The following is a 17,957-nucleotide window of genomic DNA, read 5'->3' on the forward strand; positions in this document are numbered from 1 at the left end:
AACTGGGGCGAGACCACCATCCTGCGCTCGCTCGACGAGGTCGCCGCACTGAAGGAGACCGAAGGCGGCCCGATCATCGTCCACGGCAGCGCCGCCCTCAACCAGGCCCTCTCCGACGCCGGCCTGGTCGACCGCTACCACCTGCTCGTCTTCCCCCTGCTCCTCGGCGCCGGCAAGCGACTCTTCAGCACCACGGACAAGGACGCCCAGAAGCTGAAGCTGGTCGAGCACGAGGTCTACAGCAACGGCCTGCAGAAGCAGGTCCTCGACGTCCTCCGCTGAATGCGCCTGTCCCGCAGATTGCTTGACCGATCGTCAGCCCTCCTGCGGGAGACGCCAGATGTGCACCTCGGTGCCCGGCTGCCGCTCCGAGAACAGGCCCGACGGGGAGGCCCGCGCGAGCAGACCGCGCAGGTCCGCCTCGAAGGCCGGACGGCGGCCGGCGAAGAGGTGCGGGGCCGAGAAGGAGAGCGAGAACACGCCCGCGACCGCGTCGTCGGCCGTACGCTCCAACGGCTGCCCGCCCGGTACGACGATCCGCTGCGGGCCGGTGAATCCCGCCCGGGCGAGGACGGCGGCCTCACCGCCCGGCGTGCCGTACGGCAGCAGGCTCTGGCCGGCCCGGCGGACCGGGCCGAGGTAGCGCCGGACCAGCTCGCCGATCTCGGCGAACGGCACGGACGGGTGCGGCAGAACCGCGCCGGGGCCCGGATTCCGGTCCGGCTTCAGGTCCGACGCCGGCTTCAGGTCCGGCGCCGGCTTCAGGTCCGGCGCCGGCTTCAGGTCCGGATCCGGTTTCAGGTCCGGCGCCGGCTTCAGGTCCGGGTCCGGCTTCCGGTCCGAATCCGAGGCTGGGTCCGGCTTCAGGTCCGAGACGTGCACCAGCGCGCCGCCGGGGCGCAGCATCCGCCGTACGGTCGCCGCCACCAGGTCGCGGTCCATCCAGTGGAAGGACTGGCCGAAGGTCACCACCGTGAAGGTGCCGAGGCCCAGCGGCAGTTCCTCGGCCCGGGCCCGAACCCAGGTGACCCTGGGTTCCCCAGCGCCCGCCCGCCGTGCCTCGGCGATCATCCCGGCGTCCGGGTCCAGCCCCACGACCTCGCCGAACAGGTGGGCCAGTCCCAGTGCCAGCGTCCCCGGCCCGCACCCCACGTCGAGCAGCCGGCCGTGCCCGTCCGGCGAGAGTGCGTCGGCCAGCGCCTCCGCCAGCCCGGGGGCGTACGGGAGCCTGCCGCGCGTGTAGTGGGCGGCCGTTCCGGCGAACAGCGTCTCGTCCCAGGTCCAGCCGTCGGCCATGTCAGCCCCTCCGCTGCGGTGACCAGGTCAACCTCCTTGATCATGGCACGGGTTGGCGACCGGCCGGCGCCGGAAATCGATGGACAGGCCTGCCGTGATCAACAGACTGATCCCATGACTGCGACGGATGACAAGACCGATCTTCGGGTCTACCTCCAGGACGCCCGCGACGTCCTGCTGTGGAAGCTCGAAGGCCTCTCCGAATACGACCTGCGCCGCCCGCTCACCCCCACCGGGACCAACCTGCTCGGACTGGTCAAGCACCTCACCGGGGCCGAGGCGCTGTACTTCGGCGACACCTTCGGACGGCCCTTCCCCGAGCCGACCCCCCTGTGGTTCCTCGGCGACACCGAGCCGAACGGCGACCTGTGGGCGCGGGCCGACGAGAGCACCGAGGAGATCGTCGGACGCTACCGGCGCGTCTGGGCCCACTCGGACGCCACCATCGAGGCCCTGCCGCTGGACGCGACCGGCCGGCTCCCGTTCGGCGACCGCCCCGAGCAGACCCTGCACCGGGTACTCGTCCACATGATCGCCGAGAGCCACCGGCACGCCGGCCACGCCGACCTGGTCCGCGAGCTCGTGGACGGCGCCACCGGCCAGCGCCCCGACGGCGTCAACACCGCCGAGGGCGACGCGGACTGCTGGAAGGCCCACCACGACCGCGTGGAACAGGCGGCCCGGAAGGCCGGCGGGCTCGCCTGACCCCTCGCGGGCTCGCCCGGGCCCCTCGGGCTCGCCCGGCCCCCCGGGGTTGTCCCTCCGGCCGGATACCTTGCCCGGATGGACCGAATGGACCGGATGGAGTGGATGGACCTGCTGGAGTGGATCGATTCCGAGGGCGGGCCGCTGGTGCTCGTCCCCGGGACGGCGCTGGCCGCCTGGACCGGCTGCGCGGGCGCGGACTACGACCGGGCCTGCCGGGTCGACGGCTTCACCGGGCCGCTGGACGTCGGCGGGGCCCAGGCACTGGTCCTGGGCGAGGAGCCGATGTCGACCGCCTACCTGCCCGAACAGGGCCTGCTGCTGCGGTGGATGGCGGCGGAATCGGAGGAGGCGGTCCTCGCCGCCGTACCGCAGGCGCTTCGACTCGCCTCCTGGGAGCCGGAGTCGGCCTGGGAGGTACCGGACGGGCCGGTGTACCTGTTCGACGCCGGGTGGACGGGCGAGGAGTCCGCCGCCGAACACCGGCTCCGCCTCGACCTGCCCACCGGCCGCCACCGCGTCCGCGCCGCCCACGTGGAACCGGACGAGGAGACCATGCTCGTCCTCGTCCGGCTGGAGGCGGCGGACGAGGACCCCGGCCGGCGGGAGGCGTGAGGAGGGGAGGCGGGCCGCGCCCCCGGACGTCGACCGCGGCCTCCACGAAACGACGGGTCCCGCCGGGGCTCCGGTTCGCCCATGGCCTGCCGCAGGGCGATGACGTCCTGGCGGCCTCCTCGGCCACCGGGTAGCCCTCGTGCTCCGGCCACCGCAGGATCGCGGTGTTCCCGGCCCCAGCCTCGGTCCCGGACTCCGGTCCCGGGGTCCCGATCAGCAGGTAACGCCTCGCCCCCTCCCCCTGGGCTGCCGGGCTGCCGGGCTGCCGGGCTGCCGCCGTAGGGTGTCGGGCATGACCGGTACGGAGCAGGGCGTGCGGATGGCCGTCCGGTGCTGGGACTGCGGGGGCAGCACCGTTCGGAGCGCCGGGCAGTTCCTGGTGGACGGGCGGGAGTTGTGGTGGGACGCCGAACGCTGCTGCCCGCAGTGTGGCGTCCACCTGTGCGAGCAGTTCGGGCCGGGCCCGGTGCCGCAGGACGTCCGCGAGGCGCTGCTGACCGCCCACGGGCCGGCCCGGCTCCGGCTCACCGGTCCGCCCGCCTCCCCCGTTGCGGCGCTGCGGGCGATCCGGGAGGGTTCGGAGGCCTCGCTGTCGCGGGCCCGTGAACTCCTCGCCGAGCTGACCGGCTTCGGGCTGAGCGGGACGGCCGTCGAGATGGCGTACTGGCGGGCGCGGCTGGCCGAACGGGGCGTCACGGCGGAGGTGACGGTCGGCTTCGGCCGGGCGTACCGGTACGTGGGGCCGCCGGAGCTGCGGGAAGCCGGCGGACCGGCCGGCCCACCCGTGCGGACGGCTGACGAGTTCGCCGCCTGGGCGGACGCCCGGACCGCGGAGGAGCTGACCGAACCGTTCACCTTCGTGATCGACCTCGGCGGCGCGCTGCGGCTCGCCCCGCGCCGCAGCGAGCACGTGGCGTGCGCGGGCGGGGAGCCGGTGCTGAGCGCCGGGGAGGTCGGGTTCCGGCGGTCGGGCGGCGGCTGGGAGGTCGAGACGGTCAGCAACCACTCCACCGGCTACTGCCCCGAGCCCACCTCCTGGCCCGCCGTGACCGCCGCCCTCACCCGCCTCGGCCTGCCGCACCCCGGTGCCTTCACCTACGCGGCGGTCTTCCGCCGCTGCCCCGGGTGCGGCACGACCAACCTGGTCCGCGAGGAGCACTACGTCTGCGCGTCCTGCGACGCCGACGTGCCCGCACGCTGGAACGTCGACCCGACGGCGGAGGTGTAGGCGCCCCGCGGCTGAGGTGCGGCGGCCCGACGGCGGAGGCGCGGCGGTGCCGGTACGGGGCGGCCCGGCGAACCCCTCCGTGGCGAAACCGCCCCGCCGCCCCCAAGGCCGACGCTGCCCCGGACCGGAAACCCGCACGGCGATGTCCGGCCGGGCCGCTAGGGTCTGGGGGTCAGGGCCGGGGAAAGGTGGGGGGAAGGGTGGGGATACGTGGGGTGTGAGCAGGTGGCGGGTTCGCCGGGCGGGGTGGTGCACGCGGGGAGCCGGGAGTTCCTGGCGGGCGGAGGTCTGCCGGCCGCGGGGGCGTTCCTGGAGTTCGGGGCGGTACGGCCGTTCCCGGCGGACGCGGAGCGGCTGTTCGTCCTCGGGGAGACGGACTACTGCACGCCGTTCGCGGCCGTCGGCAACCTGGTACTGCTGGACGGCGTGACCGGCGAGGTGTTCCTGGACAACGGCGGCCCGCGGCGGGATCCGCTGGCCTCCGACCTGACCGCGCTGGCCGGGCTGGTGCGGGAGGTCGAGGCGGTCGCCGAGGCCGCCCGACGGCCGGAGGCCCTGGACGGGAGGCGCGGCCCGGCGGTGGTGGCCGAGGTCATGGCCCGGGCCGAGCGGCGGATGCGGGAGGTCGACCCGGCCCTGTTCGCGGGCGACGCCACGCCACCCGCGCACTGGGACACCGCGCTGCTGGTCCACGCGCTGGGCTGGGGCGCGCTGCCGGGCGGTCCGGACGGGCCCGCGTACGAGGTCGGCCCCGAGCTGGTGGCGGAACTCGCCGCGCTGACCGACGAGGCCGACGGCCCCGGCCAGGTGCACCGCTTCCGGCGCGAGCACCTGCCCGCCGCCCTGGTGCACGAGCCGACCAGGCGGCTGCTGACCGAGGTCGGGCTGCCGCTGGGCGGGGCGATGTTCGGGGTGTGCGAGGAGCCGCTGGTCACCATGGGCGAGGCGTACCCGGAGTACTTCGACGGCGAGGAGGAACGCCCGTACCAGCGGGACTTCATCGCCCTCGGCGACTGGCCGACGGACCTCACCATCGCCCTGGACGGCGCCACCGGCCGGCTGGAGCTGCCGGACTGGTACGACGACGGCCAGCCCGAGGCCTACCTGAACCGCGACCTGTCCGCCCTGCTCTACGCCCTGTGGACGTACGAGCGGCTGCGCGCCGAGTGGGAACGCTGGGACTACGGCCGGAGCCACGACACCTGGGCGGTGTTCGACCCGCAGTCGCTGCTGAGCACCGTGGTGGACCGGCTGGTGGAGGCCGTCGACCCGGAGGCCTTCGGCTCGCCCGGCTGCTCCTGGCGGCTGCTCGCCGAGGACGGGCACATGGGCGGCATGCTGGGGTGACGCCGCGGCCGTCGGGGGAACCCGTCGGGGGAACCCGTCGGGGAGCCGTCGAGGGCCTGCCGAGGATTTGTCGGGGGCTTGTCGGGGGCCTGTCTGGACGGCAGCTGAGGGGCAGTCGGGAGCGGAGCGGGCCAGGCGTAGGCTGGGTCGGTTTCGATCATCCGAAAGGACCCCAGCGGGATGCACAGTGACACGGGGAACGCCTACCGCGCATTCGCGGAGCGGGAGGCCCGCGGCAACTCGGCGATCTACCAGGACCTCGCCGAGCACGTCGCCGGGGACGCGCGGTTGTGCGCGCTGCTGGACGGGCTGCCGGCCCCGAAGCGGCAGCCGAACCTGCTGTTCGGCGCCGTCCGCCACCTGGGCGGACCGGTCACGGAGGGCTGGCCTGCCTTCCGGGACTGGGTGACCGCCCACTGGGACGGGACCTCGGCGACCATGCTGGAACGCCTGACGCAGACCAACGAGTCGGGCCGCTGCGCCACCCTGCTGCCGCTGCTGGCCACGCTGCCGCAGCCGCTCGCGCTGATCGAGGTGGGGGCCTCGGCCGGGCTCTGCCTGTACCCGGACCGGTACCGCTACCGGTATCTGCGCGCGGACGGCGGTGGCGACGGCAACGGCGGTGGCGACACCACGGTGGCAGAGTTCGGCGCGGCGGAGAGCCCGGTGACGCTGGACTGCACGGTGAGCGGCCCGGCGCCGATCACCCCGGCCCTGCGGGAGCGGCTGCCGGAGGTGGTCTGGCGGGCGGGGATCGACCTCAACCCGCTGGACGTCCGGTCCGAGGACGACATCCGCTGGCTGGAGTCGCTGGTCTGGCCGGAGCAGACCCACCGTCTGGACCGGCTGCGCGGCGCCGTCCGGGTCGCCCGGGCCGAACCGCCGCTGCTTGTGCGCGGCGATCTCAACGCCACGGTACGGGAGTTGGTGGCGCGGGTGCCGGCCGGGGCGACTCCGGTGGTGTTCCACAGCGCCGTCCTCGCCTACCTGTCACCGGCGGCCCGCGAGGAGTTCGCGGCGACCGTGCGCCAGCTGCCCGGGCACTGGATCTCCAACGAGGCGGTCTCCGTCCTGCCGGCCGTGGCCCGTCGGCTGCCCCGCCCGGCCCCGACCGGATCCGGGCTGTTCGCGCTCGCCCTGGACGAGCGGCCGGTGGCCTTCACCGGGCCGCACGGGCAGTCCCTGGACTGGTTCGACGAGGCGTAGCCGGACGGGCGCAGCCGGACGGGCGCAGCCGGACCGGCGGCTCGCGTCCGGCTGCGGGGCCCTTGGAGTCCGGGCTTGAAGCTGCCGCAGCGGCAGCTTCTACGGTCGTGACCAGGGCCGGAGGAACCGGCCCCGGTCACGACGAACGTGGGGACCCGGAACGAGGGAGGCAGCCATGGACTGGCCGATTGCGGAGGTCGCCCGGATGTCCGGGGTGACCGCCCGGACGCTGCGGCACTACGACGAGATCGGACTGCTGCCACCGGCCCGGATCGGCTCCAACGGCCACCGCTACTACGAGGAGCGGCAGTTGCTGCAGCTGCAGCAGATCCTCGTGCTGCGGGCGCTGGGCGTGGGGCTGACCGAGATCGCCCGGATCCTGGGCGAGCAGGTGGACGAGCTGGACGCCCTGCGGGGCCACCACCGGCAGCTGGTCGCCGAGCGCGACCGGCTGGACGCCCTGGCCGCCACCGTTTCCCGCACGATCGCCGACCTGGAACGCTCCCGGAAGGACGGCACACCCATGACCATCAACCGACCCGAGAACCTGTTCGAGGGCATCCAGCCCGCCGACGTCGACGCGAGCCTGCGCGACTTCCCCGAGCACGCCGAGGCGGCCCGGCGCGCGAGCGCCGCGATGAGCCCGGAGGAGGTCGAGGCCGGGCAGCGCGAGCGGACCGCGCGCATGATCCGCCTGGCCGAGCAGATGGCGGCCGGCCACCCGGCCGACGCCGAGCCCGTGCAGACCATGATCGACGAGGAGTACCGGCTGCTCGGTGCGGTCCGATCCGTCCCGACGGAGGAGTACCTCGCGATCGCCCGCTCCTGCACCGAGCACGAGCAGTGGAGCGCCGCGTACGAGGCCATCGCCCCGGGCCTGGCCGCGTACCAGCGCGCCGCCATGGAGGCGTACGCGGCGGCACGGCTGGCCTGACGGTCCGATGGCCTGACGGTCTGACGGTCTGACGGCCGCCCGGGGCCCCTGGTCGGGGTTCTCCGGAACGGGCCGCTCCTGCGGGGGAAGAGCGGCCCTCGGCCACCGGCCGACCGACGGCCGGCTCGCCCTCGCCGTCACCGCACCCGCACCCGCACCCGCACCCGCACCCGCACCACCTCACTCTGTCCGCAGGGCCGTCACTCGGTCACCGTCGCTCCGCTGCCGTCACTTCGCTGCCGTCACTCCGTCCGCAAGGCCGTGACCGTCCTGGTGCGAGCCGCCCAGGTGGCCGGGAGGACGGCGCCGAGCAGCGCCAGGACCAGGCCGCCGAGTATCAGCGGCCCCACCACCGCCGGCTCGAACACGCCGAGGTCCCCGTCGGGCACCCCGACCCCGGCGGCGCGGGCCATCGCGGGCATCACCTCGTGGTGCACGGCGATCCCGATCGGTACCCCGATCAGCCCGGCCACCAGCCCGCTGCCGCAGACCGAGGTGAGCACCATGCCGACGGTCTGCCGGGGCGACATCCCGAGCGCCTTGAGCACCCCGAGGTCGTGCACCCGCTCCCGGGTGTCCAGCAGCACCGTGTTGAGCACCCCGAGCCCCGCGACCACGGAGAGCAGCAGCGTGAGCGTCCCGGCCAAGGTGTTCATCGCCAGCACCACGATGTTGATGTGCCGCTCCCCCGGCTCGGCGCCCAGCCCCAGCGGGCGGACCGCGCCGTCGAGCGCGTCGACGTACGCCTTCGCGTCGGTGCCGGGCTCCAGGTCGATGCGGAAGGAGATCGCCTCGGCGGCGACGGTGCCGCCGAGCGGGGCGAGGGTGGCCCGGTCCACGTAGACGAAGTCGCCCGTGGTCAGGACCTCGCCGGTGATCGTCGCGGGGGTGGTGCGGCCGTGGTCGGTGAGGGTCACGGTGTCGCCGACCTTCGCCTGGTTGGCACGGAGGTAGGCCGCTCCGACCACGACCTCGCCGGCGCCCCGGAACCAGCGGCCGGAGACCAGCTGGTAGCCGCTCCACGAGGCGTCACCGCTGAACGCGACCACCTCCGAGCGGCCGGTGTTCCCGGCCACGGCCACCGGGGTGGGGACGCTGCTGTACCAGGCGCGGGTGCCCGGTCGGGCGGCGATCGCCCTGGCCACGGCCGCCTCGTCCACCCGCTCGGGGGGCTTGGTGGTGCCCTCGATCGGGGCCTGGACCACGACCTCGCCCGCGCGCCCGGCCTCCAGGCCGTCCTGGAGCAGGCCGAGCGAGAGCGTCAGCCCGACGCAGAGCGTGACCCCGGCCGTGCCGAGCACCACCGCGGCCCCGGTGGTCGCCGAGCGGCCCGGCCGGTTGAGCGGGCTCGCCAGCCCGAGGCTCAGCGAGCGCGGCACCGGCAGCCGGCCGATCGCGTTCCGCACTCCCGCCAGGAGGCCCGCCGCTCCGGCCCGGCCCGGGGCCCTGCCGGGGGCGCGCCGGGCCGCGGCCTGCTTGCCGCCCGGCGCCGTCCGGCCGACCGCGAGCGCCTCCACCGTACGCAGCCGCCCGGCCCGTAGCGCGGGCACCAGCGCGGTGCCCGCCACGGCGGCCAGCGCCGCCGCCGGGACGGCGAGGTCCACCCAGAGCGGAATGCCGAGCAGGCCGCCGCGCAGCGCCTTCCGGGCGATGCCGAGGACCGGCACGGCGAGCAGGTTCCCGCCGAGCACGCCGAGCGCCGTGCCGATCCCGGCGGGGATCAGGGCCTGGCCGACGTAGGCGCGCGCCACCTGGGCCGGGGTGAAGCCCAGCGACTTGAGGATGCCGATCCGCCGGGTGGCGGCGGTGACGGCACCGCTGACCACGACGCCGATGATCAGCACCGACATGGCGAGGCCGAGCACCCCGAAGGCCGTGACGAACGGGACGAAGGTCGAGGCCGTCCGGTCGGCCTCCTGCTGGGCGGGCCGGTAGGAGGTCGCCCTGGTGAGCGCGCCGGCCGGCACCGCGGCGGCGAGCGCGGCGTGGTCGGCCTCCAGCTCGGCGTCGGTGCCGGCGTGGGCGAAGCGGTAGAGGTACTGGGCGGCGGGCGTCGTGCCGGGCGCGGTGAGCCCGGCGAGCTGCTCGGGGGCGACCCAGCCGTCCGCGCTCCAGGAGACGGAGGAGGCGAGGCCGACCACCTTGAGCGTCGGCTGCCCGGGCAGGTCCGGGAACCGGAGGCTCTCTCCGACGGCCAGCGGGGAGCGGCCGTCCGGGAACACCACCTCGCCGGGGCCCGCGACCCACCGGCCCATGGTGATCCGCAGGCCGTCCAGCGGTCCGTCCTGGGCCCGGCCGACCAGTGTCATCGCCGGGAGCGGGCTGCCGGGCGGCGGGATGCTGCTGTCCTCCCCCGCGCGCGGCTGGACGGTGACGGCTGCGTACGGGCCCGCCGAGGCCGTCACGCCGGGCGCGTGGGCGGCTGCGGCCAGCTGGGCGGGGCTCGCCGCAGCCGGGTCGTACAGCACGTTGAGGTGCGCGCCGTGCTGGTCGGCGAAGGACCGCTGGTACGGCCCCCGGGCGGCGACCAGCAGCCCGACCGCGAGGACGCATGCCGTCACGGACGCCATCGTGGTGAGCACCATGACCAGGGTCTGCACCCGCTTGCGGCCCACCCCGGCCCGGACCACCTTGCCGAGGGCGCTCATCCGCGCACCCCGTTCCGCCGGGCGCGGACCGCCCGCGCCCGCCCTGCTCCGGACCACCCGCCCCGCCCGCTCACCGCGCACCCCCGGGGGCCGCCGCGGCCGCGGTGTCCCGGACCAGCCGGCCGTCGAGCAGCTCGATCGTCCGGCGGGCGCAGGCCTCGGCGAGCGCGGTGTCGTGGGTGACCAGCACCACCGTCTGACCCTCCTCGTTGAGCCCGCGCAGCAGATCGCGGACGTCGGCGGCCGAGGCGGTGTCCAGCGCCCCGGTGGGCTCGTCGGCCAGCAGCACCGGCGGGCGGTTCATCAAGGCCCGCGCCACCGCCACCCGTTGGCGCTCGCCGCCGGAGAGCCGGCCGGGGAAGGCCTTGGCGTGCCGGGCCACGCCCAGTCGCTCCAGCAGCTCCCCGGCCCGGGCGCGGGCAGGCTCCCGCCGCATCCCGGCGAGCTGGGCCGGGAGCAGCACGTTGTCCTCGACGTCCAGGTCGTCCAGCAGGTTGAAGAACTGGAACACCATGCCGATCCGGCGCCGCCGGTACTCGGCCAGCGCGGCCTCGCCCAGCTCGTGGACGGCCACGCCGTCCACCTCCACCACTCCCTCGCTCGGGCGGTCGAGGCCGGCGATCAGGTTCAACAGGGTGGACTTGCCGCTGCCCGAGCGGCCGAGCACGGCCAGCGCCTCGCCGGCCCGTACCTCCAGGTCGAGCCCGGCCAGCGCGGGGCGGGCGGCGGCGGATCGGTCGTACGTCTTGCTGACGCCGCGGATCCGGATGATCGGCGCGTTCACGGGCCCTCCACGGTTCGGGATCCGGCCCGGAGGGACCCGGGCCGGCTGACGGGACACGACGCTACGAACCGGCGCGGGGGTGCGGACAGCCGTCTGGACGGCGTCTGCGGGGTGTATCCAGATACACCCCGAACTGGGTGTCCAGGCCTAGAGCATCGGCCGTCGCTGCCGGGCAGACTGAGCCCGCGAAAGATCGGAACCGGGGCCCGCGAGGGCCTCGGGGCCACGGGCTTCGGGCCTCCCTGCGGGGGCTCCGGGACGGCGAGGGGGCGCCTCATGGGTGCGGACGTACAGGCGGAAGCGCGGGTGGGAGCACAGATGGAGGAGCGGGCGGAGGCGATGACGGGAGTGGTGGGCGGGGTCGCCTGGCGGGTGGGCCGGGCCTGTGTGGACGGCGTGCGCGCCTGGTACGCGGTGACGCTGGCCGTGACGGGCCTGATCTCGCTGCTGGCCGGGCCGCTGCTGCTGGCCGCCGCGCTGTTCGGCCCGGAGGATGCCGGGCCGTTCGGGCCCGGCGGTCCGTTCTTCCTCGCGGTGCCGCTGGGGCCGGTCGCGCTCTGGGCACTTTGCTGGGCCACCGGGGGCGGCGGCCGGGCGGTCGGGGCCGCCCTGTTCGCCCCGGGCTCGCTCGCGGTGATGGCGACGCACCTCTACGGGGGCGCCGCGCCCGGCGGCCGCTCGGTCTCGCTCTGGCTGGCGCCCGCGCTGCTGGTGCTCGGGCTGTTCGGCGCGCGCTGGATCGCGACGGAGAGCAGGCGGACGGTCGGGAAGTGGAGCGGACGGCCGGTCCCGGTGCCGTACCGGCGCCCGCCCGGCGCGGCCGGCCCCTGGCAGCGGCTGCGGGCCGGCGGCTGGCTGACCGACCCGGCGACCTGGCGGGACGCCGCCTGGGCCCTGCTCTCCGGCGCCGCGGTGCTGCTCACCGCCGCGGTCGTCCTGTTCACCCCGATCGCCCTGGAGGTCTTCGGCCGGCACGGGCCGTTCTTCCCGCTGGCCATCGTCTACGGGCTGGGGCTGTGCGCCGCCCCGGCGGCCGCCCTGTGGGCCGCCCCACCGGTCCTGCGGATCCACGAGCGGGCCGTCCGGTCCCTGCTCGGGCCCTCCCGGCAGGCCCGGCTCGCCCACCAGGTCAGCCACCTGGCCCGCACCAGGGCGGACACCATCGACGCCGGGGCCGCCGAGCTGCGCCGGATCGAGCGGGACCTGCACGACGGGGCGCAGGCCCGGCTGGTCGCCCTGGGCATGCTGCTGACCGTGGCCGAGCAGTTGAAGGACGACCCGGACGCCCTGGGCCCGCTGCTGGCCGAGGCCCGGACGTCCTCGGTGAAGGCGCTCGGCGAGCTGCGGGACCTGGTCCGCGGCATCCACCCCCCGGTGCTCGCCGACCGCGGGCTGGCCGACGCGGTGCAGGCGACCGCGCTGGACCTCCCGCTGCCGGTCACCTTCACCGGCGTCCTGCCGGGCCGGGTGCCCGCGCCGGTGGAGTCGGCGGCCTACTTCGCGGTCACCGAGCTGCTGGCCAACGTGGTGAAGCACGCGGGTGCCTCGCACGTGTGGATCGAGATAGGGCACAGTGACGGGCTGTTGCGGATATCGGTCACCGATGACGGGCGCGGCGGCGCCGACCCGTCCCGGGGTACCGGCCTCAGCGGAACCGAACGCAGATTGGCCGCCTTCGACGGGGTGCTGGCGATCAGCAGCCCGCCCGGTGGACCGACCATCGTGAACCTGGAGATCCCGTGCGCGTTGTCATCGCCGAAGACCTCTTCCTCCTCCGGGACGGCCTGACCAGGCTGCTGGAGGCCAACGGCATGAAGGTCACTGCGGCGGTCGAGAACGGCGACGAGCTGCTCGCCGCGGTGGCCGCCGACCGGCCGGACATCGCCGTCGTCGACGTCCGGCTGCCGCCGGGCTTCACCGACGAGGGGCTGCGCGCGGCCCTGGCCGCCCGTCAGGCCCACCCGGGCCTGCCCGTCCTGGTGCTGTCGCAGTTCGTCGAGCAGTTGTACGCCCGCGAGCTGCTGGCGGGCAGCACCGGCGGGATCGGCTACCTGCTCAAGGACCGGGTGATGGACGGCACCCAGTTCATCGACGCCGTCCGCCGGGTCGCCCAGGGCGGCACCGCGATGGATCCGGAGGTGATCACCCGGCTGCTCACCCACAACTCCTCGGCCGGCCCGGTCTCCACCCTCTCCCCGCGCGAGCGGCAGGTGCTGGCGCTGATGGCGGAGGGCCGTTCCAACGCCGCCATCGCCCAGCAGCTGGTGATCACCGAACGGGCAGTCGCCAAGCACACCGCGTCGATCTTCGTCCGGCTCGACCTCCAGCCCTCCGATGACGACAACCGCCGGGTCCTGGCCGTCCTGGCGTACCTCAACAACGCCTGAAGAACGCCGGCAAACACCCGAAGAACGCCCGAAGAACGCCCGAGAGGAGCCGCCCACCGCCACACACGGGTATCCGCGCACCCGAGACTTGAAAGGTCACCGACAAGTGATGAGCGGTCCTCCGCGGCAGGGGGCTCGCCTGCCGCCGAACCCGTCATCTAGGCTGGTCACGTGCTCATCCTTGTTCGCCGCCGCCACGTGGACCTGCTCCGCGTGACCACCATGTCCTGTCGACGCTCCGGCTGAACCTCGCTCCACCCACCCTCAACGACGGCCCCACCCGGCCGCCCCCGCCTCCCGGCTCCCGCAGCACACGCCGCACCAGGCGTTGCTCCGGCGCCCCCGGTCGACCACCGGGCCCGGCCGGGACGAGACCCAGCGGATGTCACACATGACGCAGCAGCACACGCCCATACCCGAAACCGGCACCGGCTCCACCCTCGCGGACGCCCTCCCGGTGATCGACCTCTCGCTCGCCGACGGCACGCCGGAGGAGCGCCGCCGCCTGCACGACGAGCTCCGCGCCGCGGCCACCGGCGTCGGCTTCTTCCAGCTCGTCGGCCACGGCGTCACCCCGCAGGAGACGGCCGCGCTCACCCAGGCCATGCGCGCCTTCTTCGCCCTCCCCGAAGCCGACCGGCTCGCCGTGAGCAACCTCAACTCCCCCCACTACCGGGGCTACACCCGCACCGGCGACGAGCGCACCGGCGGCAGCCAGGACTGGCGCGACCAGCTGGACATCGGCGCCGAGCTGCCCCCGCACGTGCCCGGCAGCGGCGAGCCCCCGTACTGGTGGCTGGAGGGTCCCAACCAGTGGCCCGAGGCGCTCCCCGAGCTACGCACCGCCGCGCTCGGCTGGATCGACCGCCTCGGCGCCGTCGCCCGGCGACTGCTGCACGAACTCCTCACCGCGATCGGCGCCCGCGCCGACTTCTACGACGAGGCCTTCGCGGGCCACCCCCACCTGCGCCTCAAGCTGGTCCGCTACCCCGGCACCGCCCCGGACGGCGCCGGGCAGGGCGTCGGCGCCCACAAGGACTACGGCTTCATCACCCTGCTGCTCCAGGACACGGTCGGCGGCCTCCAGGTCGAACGACAGGACGGCTCCTTCCTCGACGTCCCGCCGCTCGACGGCGCCTTCGTCGTCAACCTCGGCGAACTGCTGGAGGTGGCCACCGACGGCTACCTCAAGGCCACCAGCCACCGGGTGATCAGCCCGGCCGGGGCCCGCGAGCGCTACTCCGTCCCGTTCTTCTACAACCCGCGCCTCGACGCCCACATCGCGCCGCTGGAGTTCCCGCTCGCCCACCACGCCCCCGGCGCCACCGAGGACCCGGACAACCCGCTCTTCGCCGACTTCGGCCTCAACGAGTGGAAGGGCTACACCCGGGCCCACCCCGAGGTCACCCGCCTCCACCACTCCGCCCTCGCCTGACCCACGCCGCGACGACCTGAGGGCCGAGCGGACCCGCTCCGGCCCCGGACCGACGGAACCGGGAACCCCCGCACCGACGCCCCTGCCCACTCCCGCCCCGGCGGCCGGCAGGGGCGTCGGCCTGCCCACCCCTGGCAACGGGCCGCCAGACCAACGGACCGGCGCCCCTCGGACCGGCGGACCGGCGGACCGACCCCTCGCACCGGTGGACCGGTGGACCGGTACGAGCAGCACTGTCACACTGCAGCTGTCACAGCAGGAGTGTGCCAGTGGGAGGCAGCAGATGGGGGAGCACGGCGCCGTAGCGGGCGGGGTGCGGCTGACGGTGGACGAGTTGGCGGCGCGCGCCGGGGTGACGGTGCGGACGGTGCGCTTCTACGGCACCAAGGGTCTGCTGCCGCCGCCGGAGCTGGGGCCGCGCCGGGTGGGGTTGTACGGGGCGACGCACCTGGACCGGCTGGAGCTGATCGAGGAGTTGCAGCGGCAGGGGCTGACGCTGGCGGCCATCGAGCGGTACCTCGCACGGCTGCCGGAGGACAGCACCCCGCTGGACCTGGCGATCCACCGGGCGCTGGTGGCGTCCTGGACGCCCGAGTCCCTCGAGGAGCTGGGCCGGGCACAGCTGGAGCGGCGGGCCGGCCAGGGGCTGTCGGAGGAGCAGCTCGAACGGCTGGCGGCGATGGGGGCGCTGGAGCGGACCGACGACCCGGAGGTGTTCCGGGTGGATCCGGGCCTGCTGCCGCTGGGCGTGCGGATCCTGGACGTGCCGATCCCGCTGGAGACGCTGCTGGCCGCCCGGGCGGTGGTGGTGGAGCACAGCCGGGCGACGGCGCGGGAGTTGCAGCGGCTGTTCCGGGAGACGGTCTGGAAGCCGTACCGGGAGAGCGAACCGGCGCCGGCGGAGCTCGCCCGGATGAAGGCGTTGACGGACCACATCCAGCCGATGGTGGCGCAGGCCCTGGTCACGGCGTTCCAGCGCTCGCTCCGGGAGGAGCTGGGCGAGGAACTCGGCGAGGCCTGACACAAAAACGGACACGGGAAACCGGGTGAGGACGCGCCGCTCGCGCCCTCACCCGGCTCCCCCGGACCGGTCAGTCCGTGAACGTCCGCCCCTCGGCCGCGATCCGCTCCAGCAGCGCCGGCGGCGCGAACCGCTCGCCGTACGCGGCGGCGAGTTCGCGGGCCCGGGCCGCGAAGCCGGCCGGGCCGCCCTCGTAGCCGTTGATGTACTGGAAGACGCCGCCGGTCCAGGCCGGGAAGCCGATGCCGAGGATCGACCCGACGTTGGCGTCGGCGACCGAGGTCAGTACGCCCTCCTCCAGGCAGCGCACCGAGTCCAGCGCCTCGCTGAACAGCATCCGCTCCTTGAGGTCCTCGAACGGCACCCCGCCGTCACCCTGAGCGTCGCCCGGGGCGTCCGAAGCGTCCGAGACGTCCGAGCCGGCACCGCCGAAGTGCTCCAGCAGCCCCGGCCACAGCCGTCCGCGCTTGCCGTCCTCGCCGTACTCGTAGAAGCCCGCGCCGCCGCTGCGGCCGGGGCGGCCGAACTCGTCGACCATCCGGTCGACCACGGCGTCCGCCGGGTGCGGCGTCCAGGTGCCGCCGGCGGCCTCGACCGAGCGCCGGTACTCGTCGCGGATCTTGCGCGGCAGGGTGAGGGTGAGCTCGTCCATCAGGGAGAGCACCTTGGCGGGGTAGCCGGCCTGGGCGGCGGCCTGCTCGATGCTGGACGGGTGGATGCCCTCGCCGACCATGGCGACGCCCTCGTTGAGGAACTGGCCGATCACCCGCGAGGTGAAGAAGCCCCGCGAGTCGTTGACCACGATCGGGGTCTTGTCGATCTGCCGGACCAGGTCGAAGGCGCGGGCCAGCGCCTCGTCCCCGGTCTGCGGGCCACGGATGATCTCCACCAGCCGCATCTTGTCGACCGGCGAGAAGAAGTGCAGGCCGATGAAGTCGCCGGTGCGCCGGACGCCTTCGGCGAGCAGGCCGATCGGGAGGGTGGAGGTGTTGGAGCAGAGCAGCGCGTCGGGCTCGACGACGCCCTCGATCTCCTGGAACACCTTGTGCTTGAGCTCGGTGTTCTCGAAGACCGCCTCGATGACGGCGTCGCAGCCGGCCAGGTCGGCGGCGTCGCCGGTGGGGGTGATCCGGTCGAGCAGTTCGTCGCGCTTGGCCTCGGTGGAGCGGCCGCGCGCGACGGCCTTGTCCAACAGGCCCTCGGAGTAGGCCTTTCCGCGTTCGGCGGCCTCGGTGCTCACGTCCTTGAGCACGACCTCGATGCCGGCCTTGGCGCAGGCGTAGGCGATGCCCGCGCCCATCATCCCGGCGCCGAGCACGGCGACCTTGCGGACCGTCCGCTTCTCGACGCCCTTGGGGCGCCCGGCGCCGGAGTTGACGGCCTGCATGTCGAAGAACAGCGCCTGGATCATGTTCTTGCTGGTCTGGCCGCAGGCGAGCTCGGTGAAGTAGCGGGCCTCGATCGCCATCGCGGTGTCGACGTCCACCTGGGCGCTCTCCACGGCGGCGGCCAGCACGTTGCGCGGGGCCGGGTAGGGCGCGCCGTTCAGCTGCTTGCGCAGGTTGGCCGGGAAGGCGGGCAGGTTGGCGGCGAAGGCCGGGGTCGACGGGGTGCCGCCGGGGATCTTGTACCCCTTGACGTCCCAGGGCTGGACGGCGGCCGGGTTGGCCTCGATCCAGGCGCGCGCCCGGGCGGTCAACTCCTCGGGGGTCTCGACCAGTTCGTGCACCAGCCCGTGTTCGTGCACCTGCGCCGGGCGGTACTGGCTGCCCTGCAGCAGGAACTTGAGCAGTGCGTCGGTGATGCCGAACAGCCGCACCGTACGGACCACTCCGCCGCCGCCCGGCAGCAGGCCGAGGGTGACCTCGGGCAGGCCGATCCGGCTCGCCGGGGTGTTCAGCGCGATCCGGTGGTGGCAGGCGAGGGCGATCTCCAGGCCGCCGCCGAGCGCGCTGCCGTTGACGGCGGCGACGACCGGCTTGCCGAGGGTCTCCAGCGTGCGCAGCGAGCGCTTGATCCGCATCGACTTCTCGAAGACGGCCTCGGCGTCCTCGGGGCGGGCGGCGGAGAGCATCCGCAGGTCTCCCCCGGCGAAGAAGGTCTTCTTGCCGGAGGTGATCACCACGCCGCGCAGCCCGTCCCCGAGCTCGGCCAACCGCCCGACGACGGTCTCGAAGTCGGCGGTGAAGGCCTCGTTCATGGTGTTGACGGACTGGGTGGGGTCGTCGAGGACGAGGGTGACCACACCGTCCTGGTCCTGCTCCCAGCGGATGGTGGTGGTGTCGCTCATGAGGTTCTCCAGATCGGCAAAGGAGGTGCCACGCGCGGCCTGTCCCGGGACGGGCGGCGGC

Annotated in this window: 15 protein-coding genes; 11 read left to right on the forward strand and 4 right to left on the reverse strand. The window is 74.6% G+C overall.

Annotated features, from left to right (window positions below; genetic code table 11):
• The coding region (locus tag IE332_RS08335) for a dihydrofolate reductase family protein (RefSeq protein WP_189914641.1) at positions 1-282 on the forward strand (282 nt) is incomplete at its 5' end.
• Positions 283-315: 33 nt separating this feature from the next.
• On the opposite strand, the gene IE332_RS40810 is transcribed toward IE332_RS08335, so the two are convergent.
• Positions 316-1,296: a class I SAM-dependent methyltransferase gene (locus IE332_RS40810; RefSeq protein ID WP_229928437.1), complete on the reverse strand. Its 981-nt coding sequence runs from the start codon at positions 1,294-1,296 to the stop codon at positions 316-318.
• Between the two features lie 114 nt (positions 1,297-1,410).
• Here IE332_RS40810 and IE332_RS08350 point away from each other — a divergent pair, with 114 nt between their 5' ends.
• The 6 genes from IE332_RS08350 to IE332_RS08375 all read left to right on the forward strand — a co-directional run bounded on the left by IE332_RS08350 (position 1,411) and on the right by IE332_RS08375 (position 7,331).
• Positions 1,411-2,001, forward strand: coding sequence for a DinB family protein (locus IE332_RS08350; protein WP_189914643.1), 591 nt, complete (start codon positions 1,411-1,413; stop codon positions 1,999-2,001).
• 78 nt (positions 2,002-2,079) lie between these two features.
• On the forward strand, positions 2,080-2,616 hold the full coding sequence (locus IE332_RS08355) for an Imm21 family immunity protein (RefSeq protein WP_229928438.1): 537 nt from the start codon (positions 2,080-2,082) through the stop codon (positions 2,614-2,616).
• Between the two features lie 292 nt (positions 2,617-2,908).
• A complete protein-coding gene (locus IE332_RS42190; RefSeq protein ID WP_308437538.1) occupies positions 2,909-3,844 on the forward strand; it encodes a hypothetical protein in 936 nt (311 codons plus the stop codon).
• Between the two features lie 225 nt (positions 3,845-4,069).
• On the forward strand, positions 4,070-5,191 hold the full coding sequence (locus tag IE332_RS08365; RefSeq protein ID WP_189914645.1) for an SUKH-4 family immunity protein: 1,122 nt from the start codon (positions 4,070-4,072) through the stop codon (positions 5,189-5,191).
• 180 nt (positions 5,192-5,371) lie between these two features.
• Positions 5,372-6,397 (forward strand): DUF2332 domain-containing protein, encoded by a 1,026-nt coding sequence (locus IE332_RS08370; RefSeq protein ID WP_189914647.1) that lies wholly within the window; start codon positions 5,372-5,374, stop codon positions 6,395-6,397.
• 175 nt (positions 6,398-6,572) lie between these two features.
• Positions 6,573-7,331 (forward strand): MerR family transcriptional regulator, encoded by a 759-nt coding sequence (locus IE332_RS08375; protein ID WP_189914649.1) that lies wholly within the window; start codon positions 6,573-6,575, stop codon positions 7,329-7,331.
• 242 nt (positions 7,332-7,573) lie between these two features.
• Here the strand turns inward: IE332_RS08375 and IE332_RS08380 are convergent, their stop codons facing one another.
• Together IE332_RS08380 and IE332_RS08385 are read right to left on the reverse strand one after the other, a co-directional pair.
• Positions 7,574-9,979, reverse strand: coding sequence for an ABC transporter permease (locus IE332_RS08380; RefSeq protein ID WP_189914651.1), 2,406 nt, complete (start codon positions 9,977-9,979; stop codon positions 7,574-7,576).
• A gap of 70 nt (positions 9,980-10,049) precedes the next feature.
• Positions 10,050-10,763, reverse strand: coding sequence for an ABC transporter ATP-binding protein (locus IE332_RS08385; protein ID WP_229928439.1), 714 nt, complete (start codon positions 10,761-10,763; stop codon positions 10,050-10,052).
• 306 nt (positions 10,764-11,069) lie between these two features.
• On the opposite strand from IE332_RS08385, the gene IE332_RS08390 reads away from it, so the two are divergent.
• The 4 genes from IE332_RS08390 to IE332_RS08405 all read left to right on the forward strand — a co-directional run bounded on the left by IE332_RS08390 (position 11,070) and on the right by IE332_RS08405 (position 15,606).
• Positions 11,070-12,551, forward strand: coding sequence for a sensor histidine kinase (locus IE332_RS08390; RefSeq protein WP_229928440.1), 1,482 nt, complete (start codon positions 11,070-11,072; stop codon positions 12,549-12,551).
• Complete coding sequence (locus IE332_RS08395; RefSeq protein WP_189914653.1) at positions 12,503-13,150, forward strand: response regulator; 648 nt, start codon at positions 12,503-12,505, stop codon at positions 13,148-13,150. The genes IE332_RS08390 and IE332_RS08395 overlap by 49 nt, the downstream gene beginning before the upstream one ends.
• A gap of 391 nt (positions 13,151-13,541) precedes the next feature.
• Complete coding sequence (locus IE332_RS08400) at positions 13,542-14,585, forward strand: isopenicillin N synthase family dioxygenase (protein ID WP_189914655.1); 1,044 nt, start codon at positions 13,542-13,544, stop codon at positions 14,583-14,585.
• 283 nt (positions 14,586-14,868) lie between these two features.
• Entirely contained in the window at positions 14,869-15,606 is a 738-nt protein-coding gene (locus IE332_RS08405; protein ID WP_189914657.1) for a MerR family transcriptional regulator, read from the forward strand.
• A gap of 70 nt (positions 15,607-15,676) precedes the next feature.
• On the opposite strand, the gene IE332_RS08410 is transcribed toward IE332_RS08405, so the two are convergent.
• A complete protein-coding gene (locus tag IE332_RS08410; RefSeq protein ID WP_189914659.1) occupies positions 15,677-17,896 on the reverse strand; it encodes a 3-hydroxyacyl-CoA dehydrogenase NAD-binding domain-containing protein in 2,220 nt (739 codons plus the stop codon).
• Positions 17,897-17,957: the final 61 nt, after the last annotated feature.

Origin of the sequence: Kitasatospora xanthocidica, assembly GCF_014656195.1 — a bacterium.
GTDB classification, from domain to species: Bacteria; Actinomycetota; Actinomycetes; order Streptomycetales; family Streptomycetaceae; genus Kitasatospora; species Kitasatospora xanthocidica.

Excerpts from the sequence above, each read along its gene's own strand:
- IE332_RS40810 (WP_229928437.1), bottom strand. The coding sequence starts at position 1,296 with ATGGCCGACGGCTGGACCTGGGACGAGACGCTGTTCGCCGGAACGGCC.
- IE332_RS08350 (WP_189914643.1), top strand. The coding sequence starts at position 1,411 with ATGACTGCGACGGATGACAAGACCGATCTTCGGGTCTACCTCCAGGAC.
- IE332_RS08355 (WP_229928438.1), top strand. The coding sequence starts at position 2,080 with ATGGACCGAATGGACCGGATGGAGTGGATGGACCTGCTGGAGTGGATC.
- IE332_RS42190 (WP_308437538.1), top strand. The coding sequence starts at position 2,909 with ATGACCGGTACGGAGCAGGGCGTGCGGATGGCCGTCCGGTGCTGGGAC.
- IE332_RS08370 (WP_189914647.1), top strand. The coding sequence starts at position 5,372 with ATGCACAGTGACACGGGGAACGCCTACCGCGCATTCGCGGAGCGGGAG.
- IE332_RS08375 (WP_189914649.1), top strand. The coding sequence starts at position 6,573 with ATGGACTGGCCGATTGCGGAGGTCGCCCGGATGTCCGGGGTGACCGCC.
- IE332_RS08380 (WP_189914651.1), bottom strand. The coding sequence starts at position 9,979 with ATGAGCGCCCTCGGCAAGGTGGTCCGGGCCGGGGTGGGCCGCAAGCGG.
- IE332_RS08400 (WP_189914655.1), top strand. The coding sequence starts at position 13,542 with ATGACGCAGCAGCACACGCCCATACCCGAAACCGGCACCGGCTCCACC.
- IE332_RS08405 (WP_189914657.1), top strand. The coding sequence starts at position 14,869 with ATGGGGGAGCACGGCGCCGTAGCGGGCGGGGTGCGGCTGACGGTGGAC.
- IE332_RS08410 (WP_189914659.1), bottom strand. The coding sequence starts at position 17,896 with ATGAGCGACACCACCACCATCCGCTGGGAGCAGGACCAGGACGGTGTG.